This is a genomic window from Lachnoclostridium sp. Marseille-P6806 (assembly GCF_964238185.1).
Lineage (GTDB): Bacteria > Bacillota > Clostridia > Lachnospirales > Lachnospiraceae > Brotaphodocola.
Window position 1 is genome coordinate 96,806 of the sequence record NZ_CAXSLG010000009.1, and the last position, 18,625, is coordinate 115,430.

19 protein-coding genes are annotated in these 18,625 nt (G+C 46.9%); 2 read left to right on the forward strand and 17 right to left on the reverse strand.

Annotation, left to right across the window (positions count from 1 at the left end; translation table 11 throughout):
• Positions 1 to 8 precede the first annotated feature (8 nt).
• A complete protein-coding gene (locus ACESON_RS12555; protein ID WP_373110223.1) occupies positions 9 to 737 on the reverse strand; it encodes a helix-turn-helix domain-containing protein in 729 nt (242 codons plus the stop codon).
• A gap of 288 nt (positions 738 to 1,025) precedes the next feature.
• Here ACESON_RS12555 and ACESON_RS12560 point away from each other — a divergent pair, with 288 nt between their 5' ends.
• Positions 1,026 to 2,426 carry a sodium-dependent transporter gene (locus ACESON_RS12560; protein ID WP_373110225.1) on the forward strand — a complete coding sequence of 467 codons (1,401 nt, stop codon included), beginning with the start codon at positions 1,026 to 1,028 and terminating at the stop codon, positions 2,424 to 2,426.
• A 100-nt stretch (positions 2,427 to 2,526) separates the two neighbouring features.
• Here the strand turns inward: ACESON_RS12560 and pepT are convergent, their stop codons facing one another.
• From pepT to ACESON_RS12605, 9 genes are all read right to left on the reverse strand, one after another.
• Positions 2,527 to 3,768: a peptidase T gene (gene pepT, locus ACESON_RS12565; protein ID WP_177958351.1), complete on the reverse strand. Its 1,242-nt coding sequence runs from the start codon at positions 3,766 to 3,768 to the stop codon at positions 2,527 to 2,529.
• 1 nt (position 3,769) lies between these two features.
• A complete protein-coding gene (locus tag ACESON_RS12570; protein WP_373110228.1) occupies positions 3,770 to 4,387 on the reverse strand; it encodes an HD domain-containing protein in 618 nt (205 codons plus the stop codon).
• 96 nt (positions 4,388 to 4,483) lie between these two features.
• Positions 4,484 to 5,785 carry a bifunctional phosphoribosyl-AMP cyclohydrolase/phosphoribosyl-ATP diphosphatase HisIE gene (gene hisIE / locus ACESON_RS12575; RefSeq protein WP_373110231.1) on the reverse strand — a complete coding sequence of 434 codons (1,302 nt, stop codon included), beginning with the start codon at positions 5,783 to 5,785 and terminating at the stop codon, positions 4,484 to 4,486.
• A 14-nt stretch (positions 5,786 to 5,799) separates the two neighbouring features.
• Entirely contained in the window at positions 5,800 to 6,516 is a 717-nt protein-coding gene (hisA, locus tag ACESON_RS12580; protein ID WP_373110234.1) for a 1-(5-phosphoribosyl)-5-[(5-phosphoribosylamino)methylideneamino]imidazole-4-carboxamide isomerase, read from the reverse strand.
• Between the two features lie 23 nt (positions 6,517 to 6,539).
• On the reverse strand, positions 6,540 to 7,127 hold the full coding sequence (gene hisB / locus ACESON_RS12585) for an imidazoleglycerol-phosphate dehydratase HisB (protein WP_373110236.1): 588 nt from the start codon (positions 7,125 to 7,127) through the stop codon (positions 6,540 to 6,542).
• A gap of 11 nt (positions 7,128 to 7,138) precedes the next feature.
• A complete protein-coding gene (gene hisD / locus ACESON_RS12590; protein ID WP_177958347.1) occupies positions 7,139 to 8,428 on the reverse strand; it encodes a histidinol dehydrogenase in 1,290 nt (429 codons plus the stop codon).
• An 89-nt stretch (positions 8,429 to 8,517) separates the two neighbouring features.
• The gene (gene hisG, locus ACESON_RS12595) at positions 8,518 to 9,162 is read right to left on the reverse strand and encodes an ATP phosphoribosyltransferase (protein WP_373110237.1); all 645 of its coding nucleotides are present in this window, start codon (positions 9,160 to 9,162) and stop codon (positions 8,518 to 8,520) included.
• Positions 9,159 to 10,448, reverse strand: a complete 1,290-nt coding sequence (hisZ, locus tag ACESON_RS12600; RefSeq protein WP_373110239.1) for an ATP phosphoribosyltransferase regulatory subunit — start codon at positions 10,446 to 10,448, stop codon at positions 9,159 to 9,161. Before hisZ ends, hisG begins: the two co-directional genes overlap by 4 nt.
• Positions 10,449 to 10,555: 107 nt before the next feature.
• Positions 10,556 to 11,941: a hypothetical protein gene (locus ACESON_RS12605; protein ID WP_373110240.1), complete on the reverse strand. Its 1,386-nt coding sequence runs from the start codon at positions 11,939 to 11,941 to the stop codon at positions 10,556 to 10,558.
• Between the two features lie 199 nt (positions 11,942 to 12,140).
• On the opposite strand from ACESON_RS12605, the gene ACESON_RS12610 reads away from it, so the two are divergent.
• Complete coding sequence (locus tag ACESON_RS12610) at positions 12,141 to 13,616, forward strand: amidophosphoribosyltransferase (protein ID WP_373110241.1); 1,476 nt, start codon at positions 12,141 to 12,143, stop codon at positions 13,614 to 13,616.
• A 100-nt stretch (positions 13,617 to 13,716) separates the two neighbouring features.
• Here the strand turns inward: ACESON_RS12610 and uraA are convergent, their stop codons facing one another.
• From uraA to ACESON_RS12645, 7 genes are read right to left on the reverse strand one after another with little or no spacing between them, the layout of a single operon-like run.
• The gene (gene uraA / locus ACESON_RS12615) at positions 13,717 to 14,970 is read right to left on the reverse strand and encodes a uracil permease (RefSeq protein ID WP_373110243.1); all 1,254 of its coding nucleotides are present in this window, start codon (positions 14,968 to 14,970) and stop codon (positions 13,717 to 13,719) included.
• Positions 14,971 to 14,991: 21 nt separating this feature from the next.
• A complete protein-coding gene (locus ACESON_RS12620; protein ID WP_177959643.1) occupies positions 14,992 to 15,324 on the reverse strand; it encodes a hypothetical protein in 333 nt (110 codons plus the stop codon).
• Positions 15,325 to 15,342: 18 nt separating this feature from the next.
• Entirely contained in the window at positions 15,343 to 15,654 is a 312-nt protein-coding gene (locus ACESON_RS12625; RefSeq protein ID WP_177959642.1) for a DUF3837 family protein, read from the reverse strand.
• A gap of 2 nt (positions 15,655 to 15,656) precedes the next feature.
• Entirely contained in the window at positions 15,657 to 16,196 is a 540-nt protein-coding gene (locus ACESON_RS12630; protein ID WP_177959641.1) for a Holliday junction resolvase RecU, read from the reverse strand.
• The gene (locus ACESON_RS12635) at positions 16,196 to 17,179 is read right to left on the reverse strand and encodes a pseudouridine synthase (RefSeq protein WP_177959640.1); all 984 of its coding nucleotides are present in this window, start codon (positions 17,177 to 17,179) and stop codon (positions 16,196 to 16,198) included. Before ACESON_RS12635 ends, ACESON_RS12630 begins: the two co-directional genes overlap by 1 nt.
• 45 nt (positions 17,180 to 17,224) lie before the next feature.
• Positions 17,225 to 17,791: an O-linked GlcNAc transferase-like protein gene (locus ACESON_RS12640; RefSeq protein ID WP_373110246.1), complete on the reverse strand. Its 567-nt coding sequence runs from the start codon at positions 17,789 to 17,791 to the stop codon at positions 17,225 to 17,227.
• A 17-nt stretch (positions 17,792 to 17,808) separates the two neighbouring features.
• On the reverse strand, positions 17,809 to 18,615 hold the full coding sequence (locus ACESON_RS12645; RefSeq protein WP_373110248.1) for an SDR family NAD(P)-dependent oxidoreductase: 807 nt from the start codon (positions 18,613 to 18,615) through the stop codon (positions 17,809 to 17,811).
• Positions 18,616 to 18,625 lie beyond the last annotated feature (10 nt).

Here is an 18,625-nt window from a genome sequence, read left to right on the forward strand (position 1 = left end):
TAAACACCTCAAATTCCCCGGTTATCCACCAGAAGCATATTCAGTCTCTGCCACCGCTGCAGCTCTTCTTTTGTAATCAGAAGACGTTTTTTCAACTCTTCGGTATTCTCCTGAGGAGTCAAGGTCACCAGACATCGAAACGCACAGGGCATCAGATCGGCGCTGGAGATACCGCAAAGAAGCCCGTCTGTGGCCTCCCGAAATTCCAGCGGATTAAAAATATACAGCAAATCTTCTTCCAGAGAATTGTACTGATTTACAAAAGAAAATCGAATCAGCATATCACTGTAAACGACTCTGCCAGTATAATAGATATCACTGCTCTGTCCGTAGGGATTGCTGGATCGAATTGACAGAGCTGCGTGGTAATTTCCAGGGGCATCCTCCTCCTCCCGAATATCGATGAGTCCGTTTTTTAATCGCTGATACCGACCATCATAAAAATAAAAATACAGCCTTCTTGCGCAGAAAAACGGGCTCATACCGCTATAGGCTGAGGGAGGGGTCTGCAGAAGCTTCTGTTCCTCCTGAACATCAAGAAGCTGTCCTGGACTGACCTGCAGAACCCTTGCAATCTCTCCAAGCGTTTCAATGTCCATGGCAATTTCCCCATTTTCGTATTTACTTACACTGGCTCTGCTTTTATGGATTCTGTCAGCCAGCTGCTGAAGAGTCATAGATTTCATTTTTCGGTACATCCGGATACGTTCTCCGGTCTGTTTACTGTAAGCACTCACTCTGTTTCTTCCTCTCTTTTGCATGGATTCCTATTTTTTTCTTACACCTTTTTTTGATTATCGCTGTTTTTCTGTGTTTCCTATAAATATACACAATTAAAAAAACTTCCTGTTTTTCTGACTATTATACAGGATAAATCCGCATTATTCCAGTATGATTCAACTTTTTAACAAAAAAGTTTCATAAAACGAAATTTTTTAAATTTGCCTTTTCCGTATATTTCATTATAATAGGCAGAGCAGATATGCAGAATCTGTATCATTTTGACAGCAAAGGGGTTTGCAAACATGAACAAAAAGAAAAAAAGCAGCTTCACAGGATCTCTTGGATTTGTACTTGCCGCAGCAGGAAGCGCCGTAGGCGTAGGAAACATCTGGCGTTTTCCCTATCTTGCTGCAAAAGACGGCGGAGGCCTGTTTTTACTTGTTTATCTGGGGCTTGTGGTAACCTTTGGCTTTACCCTTCTGGTTACGGACGTAGCCATTGGAAGAAGAACAAAAGAAAATGCGCTTCACGCATTTGAAAGCATGAATCAAAAATGGAAGTTTCTCGGATATCTGACTTTCCTGGTTCCTGCATTCATCATGACCTACTACTCCGTAATCGGAGGATGGATTTTAAAATATCTGGTTACCTTTTTCAGCGGAAACGGACAGGCTGCCGCTGCTGACGGATATTTTACTTCTTTTATTACGTCAAAAGCTTCCCCCATCGTATTCATGCTGATTTTTCTTTCTTTAACAGCGTTGATTGTATACCGGGGAGTTGAAAAGGGAATTGAACGTTTTTCCAGAATTGTTATGCCTGGTCTGCTTCTGATGGTCATCGGAATCGGAATATTTTCACTTACGCTTTCCCACAAAGGCGCTGACGGAGTGGTTCGCACTGGTCTGGACGGGCTGGCAGTCTATCTGATTCCAAATTTTGAAGGCCTGACTCCCGGACGTTTCCTGGAAATTCTTTTAGATGCCATGAGTCAGCTGTTTTTCTCCCTCAGCGTATCTATGGGCATTATGATTACATATGGCTCCTATGTAAAAAAAGAAATTGATTTAAGCCGTTCCTTAAGCCAAATCGAAATTTTTGATACGATAGTTGCTTTTTTAGCCGGATTGATGATCATACCTTCTGTGTTCGTCTTTTTCGGAACAGAGGGTATGGCTTCCGGTCCCAGCCTGATGTTTGTTTCACTTCCAAAGGTTTTTGAAGCTATGGGGGCAGCCGGGGGGATTCTGGGACTTGTTTTTTTCCTGATGGTTTTGTTTGCTGCTCTGACCTCTTCCGTATCGATTATGGAAACTCTGGTCGCCAACTGCATGGATATTTTCCATACCTCAAGAAAAAAAATGAGCCTGATAATCAGCCTTGTCTCTGCAGCCGCTTCCATCCTGATCTGTCTGGGATATAATATCTTTTACTTTGAACTGAAGCTGCCTAATGGAGCGACTGCTCAGCTTCTGGATCTTATGGATTATATCAGCAACAGCTTCCTGATGCCGTTTATCTCTCTCCTTACCTGTATTTTTGTAGGATGGATTATGAAACCGGAATGGATCTGCGAGGAAATGGAAGCCAGCGGTCATCTCTTCCGGCGAAAAAAAATGTATTCCTTTACGATTCGCTATGTAACACCGATTATGATGACGGTTCTCTTTCTCCAGTCCACAGGTTTTTTTAAATTTTTGTAAAAGACATTGTTTTCATTCCACTTAAAAAGGAGGGCCCCCAGGGTACCCCTCCTTTTTACTATTCTGCTTCATACAGCTGCAGCAGAAAATTTCCCGTTTCTTACGGGGTAGTGATTTTTTCTGCCAGTTTCAAAAGCAGTTCTACAATTTTTTCCATAGACTGAATACAAATATACTCATACCTTCCGTGGAAGTTGTGTCCTCCGGTACACAGGTTCGGACAAGGCAGTCCCTTAAAGGACAGTCTTGCTCCATCCGTACCTCCGCGAATAGGACGAATGATTGGCTGAATATCCAGCTCTCCCATTGCTTCCTTTGCTGTTTCAATCAGTTCAAAATGCGGTTTGATCTTTTCCAGCATATTATAATAGCTGTCCTTCAGCGTAAGCTCTACGGTATTGCTGCCATATTTGGCATTTAAATAAGCCACGGCCTGTTCCATCAGCGCCTTCTTCTCTTCAAATTTTGTCCGATCATGATCGCGGATAATGTATTTCATGGTGCAGGCTTCTACGGAACCTTTCATATCGTCCAGGTGGAAGAATCCTTCATATCCGTCTGTACATGCAGGATTTTCAAATACGGGAAGAAGAGACTGCAGCTCCATACCCATTAAAATAGCATTTTTCATTTTTCCACGGGCTGTTCCTGTATGAATACTCACACCGTGAATGGTAATAAAGGCAGATGCTGCATTGAAATTTTCGTATTCCAGCTCTCCCAGAGCGCCGCCGTCTACCGTGTAGGCAATATCTGCCCCAAATCCTTCCACATCAAAGAAGTCCGTTCCCCGTCCAACTTCTTCGTCTGGAGTAAAGGCAACGCAGATTTTTCCGTGTTTGAATTCCGGGTGAGCCATCAAATAAGCGGCCATTTCCATAATCTCAGCAACGCCTGCTTTATCATCAGCCCCTAAAAGCGTAGTACCGTCTGTTGTAATCAGATCCTGACCCACATAATCTGCCAGTTCCTCATAATCCTCCGGCCCCATAGAGATTCCCAGTTCCCGGTTCATTACAATCCGGCCGCCGTCATAATTTCTGATAATCTGCGGCTTAATATCTGTTCCTGGACTTGCAGGTGCTGTATCCATATGTGAAATAAAGCCAAGAACAGGAAGGTCTGCCTTCGCTGCTTCCCCCTCCAGGTTGGACGGAATTTCTCCGTATACATAACCATAGGAATCCATCCTTACGTTGGAAAGTCCCATTGCTTCCAGCTCAGCTTTTAACATGTTTCCAAGATTTTTCTGCTTTTCCGTGCTGGGGAAAGCCTCTTCATCATCTTTAGACTGAGTATCTACGGATACATACCTTAAAAATCGTTCTGTTACTGATGACATATCAATTGTGTCTCCCTTCTGTATCATCGATAATCTGCCCGCCTTCTACGTGAGGGCGTATCAGCTGCTCCAGAGAATACTTCCACAGGGTTTCCGACCCTAAGGCCGTTGTTTTGTTTCGGTTGAGAATTCCGCTGAGGCGCACCTGTTTTTCCTTCCACATTTTTCCATTGGTTGCTGCATTCAGCATCGTAGGCTGTAAATTGTCCATAGTATGGGCAAATAATGCCTCCGGAGAAGTTCCCTCCTCAAACTCATCCCACAAACTGCGGAATTTATCCCGCTGATCCTCTGGCAGAATAGAGAAAATCCGCTCTGCTGCCCGAAGTTCTCTTTCTCTCTGCGTTTTCTTTCCTTCCTCGTCATAGGCAAACGTATCTCCTGCATCAATTTCCACCAAATCGTGGATTAACAGCATGGAAATGGTTTTCAGTACATCTATCGGCTCATTGGAGTATTCACTGAGCAGAAGAGTCATCACTGCCATATGCCAGGCATGCTGAGAATCATCCTCTCTCTGGATTCCATTGCTCAGAATTGTCTGACGCAGAATCTGTTTTTCTTTATCAATTTCCCGGCAGAACTCCATCTGGCGGGAAAGCCGCTCTTCCTTATCCATATTTTCTCTCTTTCCTGCGCTTATCCATAAACTGCCGCATATTTTGCATCAGTTTACATAACTTAATTATGTAAACTGATATTTTTTCCTGCTGCTTCATCGATTGGCCAGCTCCTGTGTAATTTCTTCCCAGGTTACCCCCTTCTCTGCCATTAACACCATGACATGGTACAGAAAATCTGAAATCTCATACTTCACCTCTTCCGGATCCGGATTCTTTGCCGCAATGACAATCTCTGTTGCTTCCTCTCCTACCTTTTTGAGGATTTTATCAATACCCTTGTCAAACAGATAATTGGTATAAGACCCTTCCTTCGGATGAATCTTCCGATCCTGAATCACTGCAAATACATCCTCAAAAACCTTCAGCGGATTGGATGTCTGATATTCCTTTTGGGCCAGAGTCTGGAAAAAACAGCTGCGGCTTCCTGTATGACAGGCTGCTCCAATCTGATGAACCTTTGCCAGAAGGGTATCATTATCACAGTCCAGAAACAGGGCCTTCACATACTGAAAATGACCGGAGGTTTCTCCTTTTTCCCACTGGCTCTGACGGCTTCTGCTGAAATAATGCATCTTTCCGGTGCTAAGAGTATCCTCAAATGCCTGCTCATTCATATAAGCCAGCATCAGCACCTCCGAGGTTTTGTAGTCCTGAACAATGACAGGAATCAGGCCGTCCTGATTGGTACGAAACTGACTCCACGGAATCTGACTGTTTAAGATATCTACGGAAATCCCCTGCTCTGACAGCTTCTGCTTTTGCCTCATATACCAGCCGCTTTCCGGCTCTCCGGCCGGGTAAACCACACCTTCTATGTTCTTTTGCCTCAGCAGCTCTGCCGCATCCTGGTTTTCGGTCAGAATCAGAACTGGTACCGGAGTCTCTTCTGTAAGAAATGTCTCTCCTGCCAGAAATGCCTGTTTTTCTGCAAAAATTTTACCAGCGCCCAGCTGATGAAATTCCGCCACTCGCCTCATCTGCTCTGCAGAAGAAATCTGAACCCATATTTTTTCCGTTCCGAACCGGTCCGCAGCCTCCTTAATTAAATCAATATTATCTTCATTTCCTCCGTCTAAAAATACCGCCTCTGCACCTGCATAGAGATATTTTTTTACATCCTCCAGTCGTTTGATCCGTCCGCCAAGAAAAACAGGAATATCAAGAAGTCTTACTGCTTCCTTGACTGCATGGATGGTTTTCTCATGGTCTTCCTCTGATTCCGATAGATCAAATACACAAAGTCCATCCAGCCCACTGTGGCTGCACGCTTCTGTAAAAGAAAGAAAGGGAAGCTCCTCTCCATTTCCATAAGCAAAGCCCTTTCCCGAAACCGGCAGTACCGCCTTTTGATTCCGGCAGCCCACTGCTGCCATCAAATATTTATCACCTGCCATACGATTTTTCCTCCTTACTGAAATCTGGCTACCGCATCCGGAAGACTGATTCGTTTTTCATAAAGGGCTTTTCCGATAATTACCCCCGGAATCCTGTTTTCGCTGAGGTTTTCCAAATCTTCCATAGAAGACACGCCGCCGGAAGCAATCACATTCAGTCCTGTTTTTTCTGCCAGCATTCTGGTATATGGAATATTGGGGCCTGTCAGCGTTCCGTCTCTGGAAATATCCGTGTATACAATATGCCGAACTCCGTATTCCTTCATTTTCATACAAAGCTCCAGCGCAGTCACGGAACTGGTTTTCTCCCAGCCGGCCACTGCCGCCATTCCATCCTTTGCATCCACTCCTGCCACAATCCGCTCCGGTCCAAAGGCTTCCACCAGCTCCCGCATAAATTCAGGACGCTCTGCCGCCTTTGTGCCAATGATGCACCGGGATATTCCCAAATCCAGCATCGCTTTGACATCCTCGGCACTTCGAATTCCGCCGCCCAGCTGAACCGGAACGGAAACCTGGGAAAGAACCTCTCGAATCGCCGGAGCATTGACGGAGTGACCGGCCAAAGCTCCGTCCAAATCCACCAGATGAAGAAAGGTTGCTCCCTGGCTGACCCATAGCTTTGCCATATCAGCAGGCGTGTCGGAATATACCGTAATATTATCAAAAAGTCCCTTTGTAAGGCGGACACATTTCCCATCCTTCATATCAATCGCCGGATATAACTGCATGACTTTTCATCCTCGTCTTTCTGTCAGAGTACACCTTTGGTAGACAGCACGTCTGTAATCCGGCCATCCAGCCGGGTCGCACTGTCTAAGGCCTTGGCAAAGGCCTTAAAAGCTCCCTCTATAATATGATGATTGTTGCTGCCGCTCAGCTGTTTTAAATGGAGATTCATCTCTGCTCCATAAGAAACCGCATAAAAGAATTCACGAATCATTTCTGTCTCCAAATCTCCTACAAACTCCCGATCCAGCTTCAAATCGTATACCAGATATGGCCGTCCGCACAGATCCAGAGCACAGAGAATCAGAGCCTCGTCCATGGGAAGAATCATGGAGCCATAGCGTACCATTCCCTTCTTATCTCCTACTGCCTCCTTAATGGCTTTGCCCAGTACAATTCCCGTATCTTCGATGGTATGGTGGGTATCCACCTGCAGATCCCCTTCCACCGAAAGGCTGAGATCAAAGAGTCCGTGGCGGGCAAAGCCCTCCAGCATGTGGTCAAAAAAACCGATTCCCGTATGGATATCTCCTTTCCCGGTACCGTCCAGACAAAGGCTCAGACGTATCTTTGTTTCTTTTGTGGTTCGTTCCATCACTGCAGTGCGTTCCATAGCTCCTCCTTCTACTCAAAACGGACACGAATGGAATTGGCATGGGCTGTCAGATGCTCTGCCTCTGCAAATGTCTCAATATCCTTATGAATAGGCTCCAAAGCCTCTCTGGAGTAGTAAATAATGCTGGATTTCTTAATGTAGTCATCTACCCCCAGAGGTGAGAAGAACTTTGCAGTTCCGTTCGTAGGAAGCACATGGTTAGGACCTGCAAAATAATCACCCAGGGGCTCAGAGCTGTATTCGCCCATAAAAATAGCTCCTGCATTCTGAATTTTCGTCATAACCTCAAAGGGATTGCGGGTTACAATTTCCAGATGCTCCGATGCAATCTCATTGGCTGTGGAAATGGCATCCTCCATAGAATCGGCAACCAGAATATACCCATAGTTTTCCAGAGATTTCTCCAGAATATCCCTTCTGGAAAGAGTCTGCAGGAAAACCTCAATCTGGCGGGATACTTCTTCGGCCAGTTCCATGCTGGTGGTCACCAGAATAGCGCTGGCCAGCTCGTCATGCTCTGCCTGGGACAAAAGATCTGCTGCCACATACCGGGGATTGGCCGTTTCGTCTGCCAGAACCAGAATCTCGCTGGGACCGGCAATGCTGTCAATGCTCACATGTCCATACACAGCCTTCTTTGCCAGAGCCACAAAAATATTGCCCGGTCCTACGATCTTATTGACACGGGGAATGGATTCCGTTCCAAAAGCAAGGGCCGCCACTGCCTGAGCTCCGCCTGCCTTGTACACCTCTGTAGCACCTGCCAGATGGGCCGCAATCAGTGTAACCGGATTGACTTTTCCGTTTTTGTCCGGGGGAGTTACCATTACAATTCGCGGAACCCCTGCAACCTCAGCCGGGATAATATTCATCAAAACGGAGGAGGGATATGCTGCCTTGCCTCCAGGAACATAAACGCCCACACTGGAAAGAGGCGTTACCTTCTGTCCCAGAAGAGTTCCGTCTGGACGGGAATCAAACCAGCTGTACTGCTTCTGTTTTTCGTGATATTCCCGAATATTTTTCATAGCCCGCTTCATAACTGTCAGCAGCTCCGGATCTACCTGGGACATAGCCTCCTGAATCTCTGCTTCCGTAACGCGGATATTGGAGCTGTCCAAATCTGCTCCGTCAAATTTCTTTGTATAGGCAAACAGAGCCTGATCTCTGTTTTTTCTTACGTCCTCCACAATTTCCTGCACTGTGCTTTCGTAGGCAGTATAATTATTTGGATCTCGCTTTAACAGATCTTCCAGAATATTTTTTCTGGTTTCTTCATTCAGTTGAACGATTCTCATTATGTTTTCTCCATTTCTCCGCCTGTCGAGACGTATCTTTTATAACAGACACGCAAAGCGGGCTGCTTCTCTTATCAAAGAACGACCAGCTACCGGTTCTGAATCAGAGGTCGAAGCTGCTGAATCAGTCTGGTAATCCGTTCATTTTCCATTTTCATACTAACCTGATTGACTACCATGCGGGCAGACAGGGGACAAACCTCCTCCAGCACGCTTAATCCATTTTCCCGAAGAGTCGATCCCGTTTCCACAATATCTACAATCACCTCGGAAAGACCTACAATCGGCGCCAGCTCTATAGAACCGCCCAGCTTGATAATCTCTACTGTCTGGTGCTTTTTATTATAAAAATAATCTTTTGCGATAGCGGGATACTTGGTTGCCACACGGATCTGTTCATGGTTATTCAAATAAGCTCTGGCTGACTCCGGTCCGCAGACACACATCCTGCACTGTCCCATTTTCAGATCCAGAACCTCATACAGCCTTCTGCCCTCCTCCAGAAGCGTATCTTTCCCTACAACTCCAATATCGGCAGCCCCGTATTCCACATAAGTAGGCACATCGCCTGCCTTGGCCAGAAAAAATCGGAAGCCCAGCTCCTCATTCGTAAAAATCAGTTTTCTGGAACTTTTATCCTTCATTTCCTCGCAGGTAATGCCAATCTGTTCAAAAAGAGACAGCGTTTTATCTGCCAGCCGTCCCTTAGCCAGAGCAAAGGTCAGATATCTCACGGTTGCGCCACCTCCTTTTTTTCAGCTAGAATCAGTTCCCGCCTGGTCAGACTCTTCCTCTGCCCGGTTTCCAGATTCACTTCCAAAACATCCTTCTCTTCGACAGATAAAAACAGCAGCCGGCCGATTCCCTGTGCCGCCGCCCACTCCTCATAGGCTTCCACCGTTTTTCCTTCTTTCCGGCACACCATCTGCAAAGTTTCTCCCTGGCTCCGGAGACTGCAGGCCATGGGGATGGCTTCCATTGCCATCTCTGGCTCGTAAACCAGGGCCGTACAGACGGAAGAAACAGGAACCTGAATTTTCTGGCGGGACAGCGCCAGCATCAGCTGATCTACCACAATGGCAAAGCCAACAGCCGGAGCCTTTTTTCCAAACTGCTCCAACAGCCGGTCATAGCGTCCTCCTGTCACAATATACTCTCCTGTACCATAGGTGTAGGCCTTAAAAATAATACCAGTATAATAGGAATATTTGCTCAGCATACCCAAATCATAGGAAACATAGTCGCCCAGTCCATAGGCATCCACCAGCTCCTGAACCCGCTCTAACCGGTCAATGGCCTGGAGTGCGCGGGGATTGGAGGTCATGCATCTTGCCGCGCGAATCTGATCAATATCTCCAAACAGCTCCGGAAGCTTTAAAAAAAGCTGCTTTTGCTCCGGAGTCATGATCTGCTCAGACAAAAGCTCCTCTACGCCGAAATAATTTTTATTTTCAATCAGAATGCGAAGCTTTTCCCGGGTTTCCTCATCCATCCCCACTTCCTCGGTCAGACTCCGGTAAAATTCCACCTGCCCCAGCTCCACCTGGAATTCCGTCAGTCCGGCCTCCTTCAGAGACTGGATCACCATGGCGATCATTTCCGCATCCCCCTGGCAGGTATCATCTCCAATCAGCTCAACTCCCGTCTGGGTTGCTTCCTTTAAACGTCCCTGATAACTGGAGCTGTTAATAAAAGAAGGACCTACATAGCACAGGCGAATGGGATTTTCCTCTTCCATAAAATATTTGGCCGCACACCGGGCAATGGATGGCGTCATATCCGGCCGGAGCACCAGTGTATTGTTATCCCGGTCAAAAAATTTGTACATTTCCTGGGATCTGACGCTTCCGCGCTCCTTACTGAAAATATCAAAGTATTCAAATACAGGCGTCTCGATGGCTTCATAACCATACAGGCGGAACACCTGAAGAATTTTCTCCTGAACCGCCAGTTTCCTGGCACACTCTGGTCCATAGATATCCCGAACCCCCTCCGGGGTGTGAAGCAGCTGATGATTCATAAATACTCCTTTCCCTCCCGAAATTCACAGATTGCCGTTTTGCTTTCGCGCGGTAGAGTGATAATTTAGTAACGTGGTTACTATTATAGGAGATGGAATCTGAATTGTCAATCAACAATAACCAGATTGGGGTAAATTTTCTCAATCCTTTCATCTGGAAAATGCTCATCAAGCACCTCTGCCGTTTTTTGCAGAAAAATCCCCATTGGCTCCTCTCCTGCCTGTCTCTGTGTATACCGCGCCAGGGCCATTCCTGACAAAAGCATATTGTACAGCATGAAAACGATCAGCAGATTGGTTACAATTTTTCCAGCCCTCACTGGAATCTTTTCAATCCAGCGGGAAAGAAATGGATAGATCCCCTTCAGCCAGACCACGGCTACAATTCCCCAGAAAAAACAGTACAGCAGATTGATCCTGCCCCCCAGATTAAAAGGAATCTTACTGTAATCCCAGAATACCGTTCCAAAAACCAGTTCTGTAAAAACACTGCAAAAATATTCATAAGCACCGCCAAGAATGGTTCCCGCCAAAAAGATATGGCGATCCGCCGTATTTCTGACCCGATAAAGCACAGCAGTCAGCATCACACAGCCCAGCCCCCACACAATGCTGAAGGGGCCATAAACCACACTGCTCCGGCTCATAAGAACCCCGGCAGTAAAATATACAAAAATAGTTTCTACCACATCTCCCAGAAATGCACCAATGAAAAACAGAGAAACCAGCTTATAAAAGCTGCACCCATATCCAAAAACAAAGGCCTCAGCCACCCTGCTGCGGGCTCTCTCCCGTTTCTGCTCCTCCCTCAAAATTTTTAAAGAGATATTGGGATAGGCTTTCATCATGCGCTGCTGAATCCTGCGGGCAATCCTGCTGTTTAAAAATACCGACAGCTCCAGAAGTTTTCTGCGGACAGGTCCCATTGTCTGTCTCGACGAGGCTTCTAAAAGCTCCTCCGGCGTTATATCTCTGCGCAGCTCCTGACGCAGTTCCAAAAGAGCTGCCGCACTTCCCAAGGCATCTGCGGCCAGCGCCAGAGTTAAAATCCAGAGAAGAACCACGCCTATGGTATGAGGAATCAGCCCCACTGCCGCCAGCAAAAGGGAGTTAAGCCCTTTCATCATCAGAACTGCTCCCAGACCCCATATCGCTGAATAGGTCAGGCAGACATAACCGTCCAGATGGAATCTGTGACTGGAGTAATCCCACCATTTCCGGTGAAAAATCCGTTCAATGATCCGCCCGGACCAGTATTCCAGAAAGCTGGCCAGTACCGCGCCTCCCAGAAACAGAAAAACAGGACGCTCTCTCAGCTCTGGAAGAAACAATGCAAAGGCTGCAGCAGAAAAACCGTACAGCATACAAAACGGAGCGTTTAAAATTCCCCTGTTTACAAAGGTTTTTCGTCGGAATGTAGCCAGACATACCTCCAGACACCAGCCAAAAAAGGAGTACAGGTAAATCAGCCATAAAAGTTCATATCCTGTCATCTTTCTCCCCACCCTTTCTGCGGAATTTTCTGATCCCATTTTACATTTATAATACTGGTTCGTCAATCGTTTTGCCAAAAGGTGATTTTTGAGATTATATATAAGTATTTTTAATAAATAAGACTGATTGTATTACATGTGTAATATATGTTACACTATTAAGGTATGCTATTTACATATTATATGGAGGACATGATACATGGGCGGATTTTTTGGAGTTGTCTCAAGAAATGACTGTGTTATGGATTTATTTTTTGGTACGGACTATCATTCCCATCTGGGAACACGGCGGGGAGGTATGGCGGTTTATGGACCGTCTGGATTCCAGCGAAGCATCCACAATATTGAAAATTCTCCGTTTAGAACAAAATTTGAACGCGATGTAGAAGAACTGAAGGGAAATTCCGGAGTCGGTTCTATTTCTGATAATGAGCCTCAGCCGCTTCTGATTCAGTCTCACTTAGGCAGCTATGCCATTGTAACTGTGGGAAAGATCAACAATGAACAGGAACTGGTAAAGCTTGCTTTTGAAAATGGTCATATTCACTTTATGGAAATGAGCGGCGGACGCATCAATGCCACCGAACTGACTGCTGCTATTATCAACCAGAAGCAGAGTCTGGTGGAAGGGCTTGTTTATGCCCAGGAAATGATTGAAGGCTCCATGACCATTCTCCTGCTGACTCCGGAGGGCATTTATGCTTCCCGTGACCGGTACGGACGAACTCCGGTTGTCGTAGGAAAGAAAGATGATGCCTGCTGCGTTTCCTTTGAAAGCTTTGCATATATTAATCTGGGCTATCATGATTACTATGAGCTGGGCCCCGGCGAGGTGGTTTTAGTAAATGCAGGCGGTGTACAGTCTTTAAGCGCCCCTCGCAGAGAAATGAAAATGTGCTCCTTTTTATGGGTTTACTACGGCTACCCCACCTCCAGCTATGAGGGGATCAATGTGGAGCAGATGCGTTACAACTGCGGACGGATTCTGGCTGACCGGGATCTGGGCTGTAAAGGCGGCTGCTCCGGCTGTCCGGGACACAGCCAGCCGGCGGCAGACAGCGGGGAAGCTCCGATTCATCCGGACATTGTGGCCGGAGTTCCCGATTCCGGCATTGCCCACGCTATCGGCTATGCCAATGAATCCGGCATTCCCTTTGCCCGTCCCTTTATTAAATACACGCCAACCTGGCCCCGCTCCTTTATGCCTCAGAATCAGAGCCAGCGTAATCTGATTGCCAAAATGAAACTGATTCCAGTAGATACTCTGATTCGTGACAAGAGCCTTTTGCTGATTGATGACTCCATTGTCCGCGGTACTCAGTTAGGAGAAACAACGGAATTCCTGTATCAGAGCGGTGCACGTGAGGTTCACATTCGTCCGGCCTGCCCGCCGCTGCTCTTCGGCTGCAAATACTTAAACTTCTCCCGCTCCAATTCGGATCTGGATTTGATTACCCGCCGGATTATCCGGGAACGGGAAGGGGACAATGTTTCTCCTGAGCTGCTGGCTGATTATGCAAATCCGGACAGCCAGAACTACAAAGAAATGGTGGAGGAAATCCGCAGACGGCTGAACTTTACATCCTTAAAGTTTCACCGCTTAGATGATTTGATTGAATCCATCGGACTCCCCAGAGAAAGACTCTGCACCTATTGCTGGGACGGAAAAGAATAAAAACAAAGCATAAAACACGAAAGTCAAAAGGCACGGTCTGCCGGAAGCTTCTTCCGACAAGCCGTGCCTTTTTGCTGTACATATATTAAAGCTTTTGCCCCTAGCGATCGTTGGTCAGCTTTAAACGATCCAGTGCAAAGAAGATCAGACTCAGGGCCATTCCTACCACACAGGCCAGTACCATACCAGTCAGCTGAATATTGCCGATTTTAATGGCAATGCCAGACAGTCCTGTAACAAAAATTACAGAGGTCAGAGCCTGGTTTCTTGATTTTCCGTAATCTACCTTAGAATCCACCAGAATCCGCAGTCCGGAAGTACCAATCATACCATACAGCAGGAAAGAAATTCCTCCGATAACCGGTCCGGGAATAGTACTGATCAGCATAGACAGCTTTCCCATAAAGGAACAAATAATAGACAGCACTGCCGCACCTGCAATGACTCTGACACTGTATACCCCTGTCATAGCCATAACGCCGATATTTTCCCCGTAGGTTGTGGTGGGAACAGAACCAATGCATCCAGAAAGCATGGTAGAGAAATTGTCTCCAAACAGGCTTCGATGAAGTCCGGGCTCCTTTAAAAGATCCCGTCCCACAATCTTGCTGGTAACTACCTGATGACCAATATGCTCTGAAGTAATCACCAGAATAACCGGAAGAATAATCATGATTGCTTCCAGATTAAACTTGGGAAGGGTAAAATTGGGGATGGCAAACCAGGGCGCAGCAGCAACCTTCTCAAAGCTTACAATTCCACATGCCACTGCTGCCCCGTATCCGGCCAGTACCGCAATCAGAATGGGAATTACGGATAAAAAGCCTCGGAATAAAATAGAACCGAACACAGCCACACCCAGAGTTACCAGGAATACCGTCAGATTTGCCGGATGAATGGTTTCCTCCAAAAGTCCTGCATTGCTGGCTGCAGTTCCCGAAAGCTCCAGACCAATCAGGGCCACTACCGGTCCCATGGCAGCCGGCGGAAGAACTACGTCAATCCAGTCGGTTCCGAATTTGTAAACAATCAATGCCAGTACACAGCCACAGAATCCCACTGCAACGAAACCGCCCAGGGCATATTCATAGCCAAAATTGGCAATTACAATTCCTGCCGGAGCCAGAAAGGCAAAGCTGGAGCCTAAATACGCGGGAGCTTTTCCCTTTGTAACAAGAATAAACAGCAGTGTGCCAAGACCGTTCATAAACAGAACAATTGCCGGACTGATACCAAAAATAAATGGTACCAGAACAGATGCCCCGAACATGGCAAACATGTGCTGGATGCTGAGAGGAAGAAGAAGCTGAAAGGGTACCTTCTCCTCTACCTGGATAATGCGTTTGTTAGACATAATAAAAAGTCCTCCTGTTTATTAAAATATAAAATCACCCATGAACCAGCAGTAGGCCACTGCCAGAATCAGAGCTGCCAGAATAATAAGAAGCCTCTGACGCAGTACATTGCCTGGATTTGAAACCTTTCCCTCATCCAGCCACAGACCGGCATCTCCACTCTTTTTAACCACGCCGAAGCTTACCATTTTGCGGATCATCTGCCGGTCCGCCGCTGTGGGCTTCGTTCCGTCAAACAGCTTCTCCATAGTAACTGCCATGTCAGAAGACAGCGCCTTCTGTTTCCGAAACAGGTCGTAATACCCGCCAAATGCATTGTCCATCATGGTTCCATAACGTTCTTTTACTGACATTCGTATTTCCTCCCGGTTTTATTTCTCTGTATGTTCGTAGGTGTAGCAAAGAAGCTCGTATTTCTCATCATCTATTGGAAGCTTTGGTTCATAATCATCAAGAATCTGCTCCAGCCTGTCCATTCGCTCTGTAGACGGCAAATCCCTGGTCTGCTCCTTCAAGCTTTCCCGCATCCTGGTCAGCTGCTCCTGACGCTGCGGTACAGGGAGACCATATAGCTTTGCCAGCATACCGATTGCCGCCGCGCACTCAGTATCTGCCGTCATTTTGGGCGTATGGGGAAAGCTTAACCGAATATCCAGAGACTGTTTTACAATAGAAAATACCATCGCTACTCCCCCTCTCTCAGATCCAGATCCCGCTGAATCGCCGCCAGGTAGTGTACCAGAATATCACGGCTGGACAGAACCCGAAATTCCGGATCGATCTCTTCATAAGTAAAGCTTTTTCTTCCCCCATTCTCCATTCGTTTCCAGAACTGGTACATTCTCCGAAAGGGAATGTAATAAATCTCGTCCTCAGACGTAAAATGAAGAATAAAAAAAGCAATGCCTCCCTGCTGCTCAAAGTCCTTCATAAACATCATCTGATGCAGATGAACATTCTGCAGGGGAAATGTTTTTGCCGCGCACTCCTTCGCATCAAAGCATACAGGAATTCCCTGAACGGCTCCAATATAGTCCACCGTGCTTTTCTGATCAAAATAGGCCAGGGTAATGTGACGGCTCTCTTTATCAATCGTAATGGGCGTAATGGGCGTTGGAATTTTCTGGATCAGAGCCAGATTTTTTTCCCGGTAGATCTCATTGCTCCGGTTAATCATATCCTCCAGTGTCGATCCCCGCAGTCCCCTGCTTTTCCAGGTTCCCATTATGCCTCCCCTCCCAGATAATTCTCCATATCACCAAACACTCTCCGGAAGGTATCCGGTACGGGCGCTGTAAAGGTTCGTCCGCTGAGGTAGGCAAAAGGCTCCTCCATAACAGGAAATTCCATTTTCCAGGAATGGAGCATCTGGCTGTGAATACCAAACTGCTTTTTCATTCTGGCATTCAGTTCTTCCCTTCCATACTTGTAATCCCCTGCAAGCGGATGACCGATGGAAGCAAGATGAGCGCGAATCTGATGGGTTCGCCCTGTAATCAGACGAACCTTCAGCAGTGTGCAGCCACTTGCCTGTCCCAAAGGCTCATAACGAGTCAAAATCGGAACACTGTCCGGCACCTGTTTTTTTGTTATGGATACCTGATTGGTTTTCTCATTTTTCAGAAGATAACCATCAATGGTTCTCGGCTGATCCATAATCCCCTCTACTGCACACAAATAATCCTTATGAAGGCTTCTATCCTGAAACAGGGCAGAAAGCATCTGAAGGCCTGCCAGGGATTTGCCTGCTGCCACAAGACCGCTGGTATTGCGATCCAGCCGGTTGCAGACAGAGGGATGGAAGCTGCGAAGCTGCTCCACGGTCAGCTGTCCTGTTTCCATCAGATAGGCAATCACATATTCCACCAGCGATTCATCTGTATCCTTTGCTTTCTGTGAAAGCATTCCTGAAGGTTTATTAATCAGCAGAATGTGGCTGTCTTCATAGACAAGATCCAGCTTTGTTTTTCTGACCTTCTGTACCCGGACCTGGGAAAACTTTTCTATGGTTTCGTCAGAAAGAAACAGGCGAATCTCATCCCCCTCCGACAGCTTCTCTGAGCCATCACATTTTTTTCCGTTGAGGGTAATATTCTTTTTCCTCATCATTTTGTAAAGAAAGCCTTTTCCTGCCAGATTCAAATACTTTCCCAGCAGCTTATCCAGCCGCTGTCCGGCTTCGTTGCTGTTTACAATTACACTTTTCACAATGCTTGTCTCCTTTTATCCGGCTGCCGCCAAAAATCTCTGTTCCTACATGGACAAATTTTTCAAAAGCCGAGCTGCATATTCCACAGTTCCGTCATCTTCATATTCAGAAGCAGGCTTTAAAGAGTCCAGGCGACGGAAAAAACTTTTTTCATCCGTAATCAGGCGAAGCTTTAAGTTAATTCTGTTGTTTTTCAGAAACTCCTGAAGCTCCTTTTCTGCCTTTCCCGTATTCAGCCTGGAGGAGGTGCAGTAGGCAAAAATTCCAGTCGGATGAACTGCTGCGGCATCCAGGGGGATCACATGATCCTTCGTAGTTACAATCAGATCATAAAGCACCTCTCCATTCTTCTCATAGGGAACCATTCTCTGGTGGAAGGCTTCGGAGGGGGTACGGTATTTCCAGGAAGCAATCAGAGGAGACGCCATGTTTGCCATGGGCAGCACCGTAAGAATCGCCATTACTGTAAGAATATTTTTGGCTGCCTGATTGTCTGTAAAGGAACGGGCAAAAAGCTGTGCCAGAATGGCTGCTGCCAAAAGTCCTGTCAGAAGAACCCGCATCCTTTTGTGGCTGTCACGGTAGCCGTATTCACCTTTGTTTATTTTCATTGCTGCGTTTTGCTCCTTCATCGTTCGTTTTTTTCATTCTTCTCCCGGTTCGCAGAAGGGATGTTCCACGCCTCCATCACTCCAAGAAGGAAACGGTGGGGAACCAGGCGGCAAAGCAGGAAAAATGCCTTCATGAGAGGCCCATAAACGGAAATCGTTTTCCCCATCATACTGTCTCTGACAGCCAGCTTCACAACCTTTTCCGGCCTTGCCATAGAAAGGCGTTTGTACAGCGGAAGCATCCCGGAAGGCGATGCCACCTGGAAAAACTCTGTGGCTACGGGCCCGGGACAGACTGCTGTTACCGTAATACCCCTGGGCTTTAACTCACTGTTTAACGCCTGGCTGTAGCTGAGCACAAAGGCCTTTGTGGCTGCATACACGGCAAATCCCGGCTGAGGAAGAAAGGCAGCAGCTGAGGCAAACTGAATGATGCGGCTTTCCCGGGACATATAGGGAAGCACTGCCGAGGTTACGCCGCAGAGGGCTTCACAGTTTAACCGAACCATACCGGTTTCCTCTTCTCCTGCAATGGAGCCGACGGTTCCTGTCTTTCCATATCCCGCTGCATTTACCAGAATTTTCACATCCGGCTTCTGCTGCTTTAACTGCCAGCCAAGCTGTTCCAGGGCATCAGGCTTCTGCAGATCCAAAGGAAGAATTCGAAGCGGCACAGGAACCTGACTGCGCAGCTCTTCCAGCCGGTCTGCTCTTCGGGCAACCGCCCAGATTTCTCCCAGTCCTCCGCCAAAACGGTCTGCCAGCTGAATCACAGCCTCCCTTCCCATGCCGGAGGAAGCGCCTGTTACAATTGCAATTTTCATTCCATATTCC

Excerpts from the sequence above, each read along its gene's own strand:
- ACESON_RS12560 (WP_373110225.1), top strand. The coding sequence starts at position 1,026 with ATGAACAAAAAGAAAAAAAGCAGCTTCACAGGATCTCTTGGATTTGTA.
- pepT (WP_177958351.1), bottom strand. The coding sequence starts at position 3,768 with ATGTCATCAGTAACAGAACGATTTTTAAGGTATGTATCCGTAGATACT.
- ACESON_RS12570 (WP_373110228.1), bottom strand. The coding sequence starts at position 4,387 with ATGGATAAGGAAGAGCGGCTTTCCCGCCAGATGGAGTTCTGCCGGGAA.
- hisIE (WP_373110231.1), bottom strand. The coding sequence starts at position 5,785 with ATGGCAGGTGATAAATATTTGATGGCAGCAGTGGGCTGCCGGAATCAA.
- hisA (WP_373110234.1), bottom strand. The coding sequence starts at position 6,516 with ATGCAGTTATATCCGGCGATTGATATGAAGGATGGGAAATGTGTCCGC.
- hisB (WP_373110236.1), bottom strand. The coding sequence starts at position 7,127 with ATGGAACGCACTGCAGTGATGGAACGAACCACAAAAGAAACAAAGATA.
- hisD (WP_177958347.1), bottom strand. The coding sequence starts at position 8,428 with ATGAGAATCGTTCAACTGAATGAAGAAACCAGAAAAAATATTCTGGAA.
- hisZ (WP_373110239.1), bottom strand. The coding sequence starts at position 10,448 with ATGAATCATCAGCTGCTTCACACCCCGGAGGGGGTTCGGGATATCTAT.
- ACESON_RS12605 (WP_373110240.1), bottom strand. The coding sequence starts at position 11,941 with ATGACAGGATATGAACTTTTATGGCTGATTTACCTGTACTCCTTTTTT.
- ACESON_RS12610 (WP_373110241.1), top strand. The coding sequence starts at position 12,141 with ATGGGCGGATTTTTTGGAGTTGTCTCAAGAAATGACTGTGTTATGGAT.
- uraA (WP_373110243.1), bottom strand. The coding sequence starts at position 14,970 with ATGTCTAACAAACGCATTATCCAGGTAGAGGAGAAGGTACCCTTTCAG.
- ACESON_RS12620 (WP_177959643.1), bottom strand. The coding sequence starts at position 15,324 with ATGTCAGTAAAAGAACGTTATGGAACCATGATGGACAATGCATTTGGC.
- ACESON_RS12625 (WP_177959642.1), bottom strand. The coding sequence starts at position 15,654 with ATGGTATTTTCTATTGTAAAACAGTCTCTGGATATTCGGTTAAGCTTT.
- ACESON_RS12630 (WP_177959641.1), bottom strand. The coding sequence starts at position 16,196 with ATGGGAACCTGGAAAAGCAGGGGACTGCGGGGATCGACACTGGAGGAT.
- ACESON_RS12640 (WP_373110246.1), bottom strand. The coding sequence starts at position 17,791 with ATGAAAATAAACAAAGGTGAATACGGCTACCGTGACAGCCACAAAAGG.
- ACESON_RS12645 (WP_373110248.1), bottom strand. The coding sequence starts at position 18,615 with ATGAAAATTGCAATTGTAACAGGCGCTTCCTCCGGCATGGGAAGGGAG.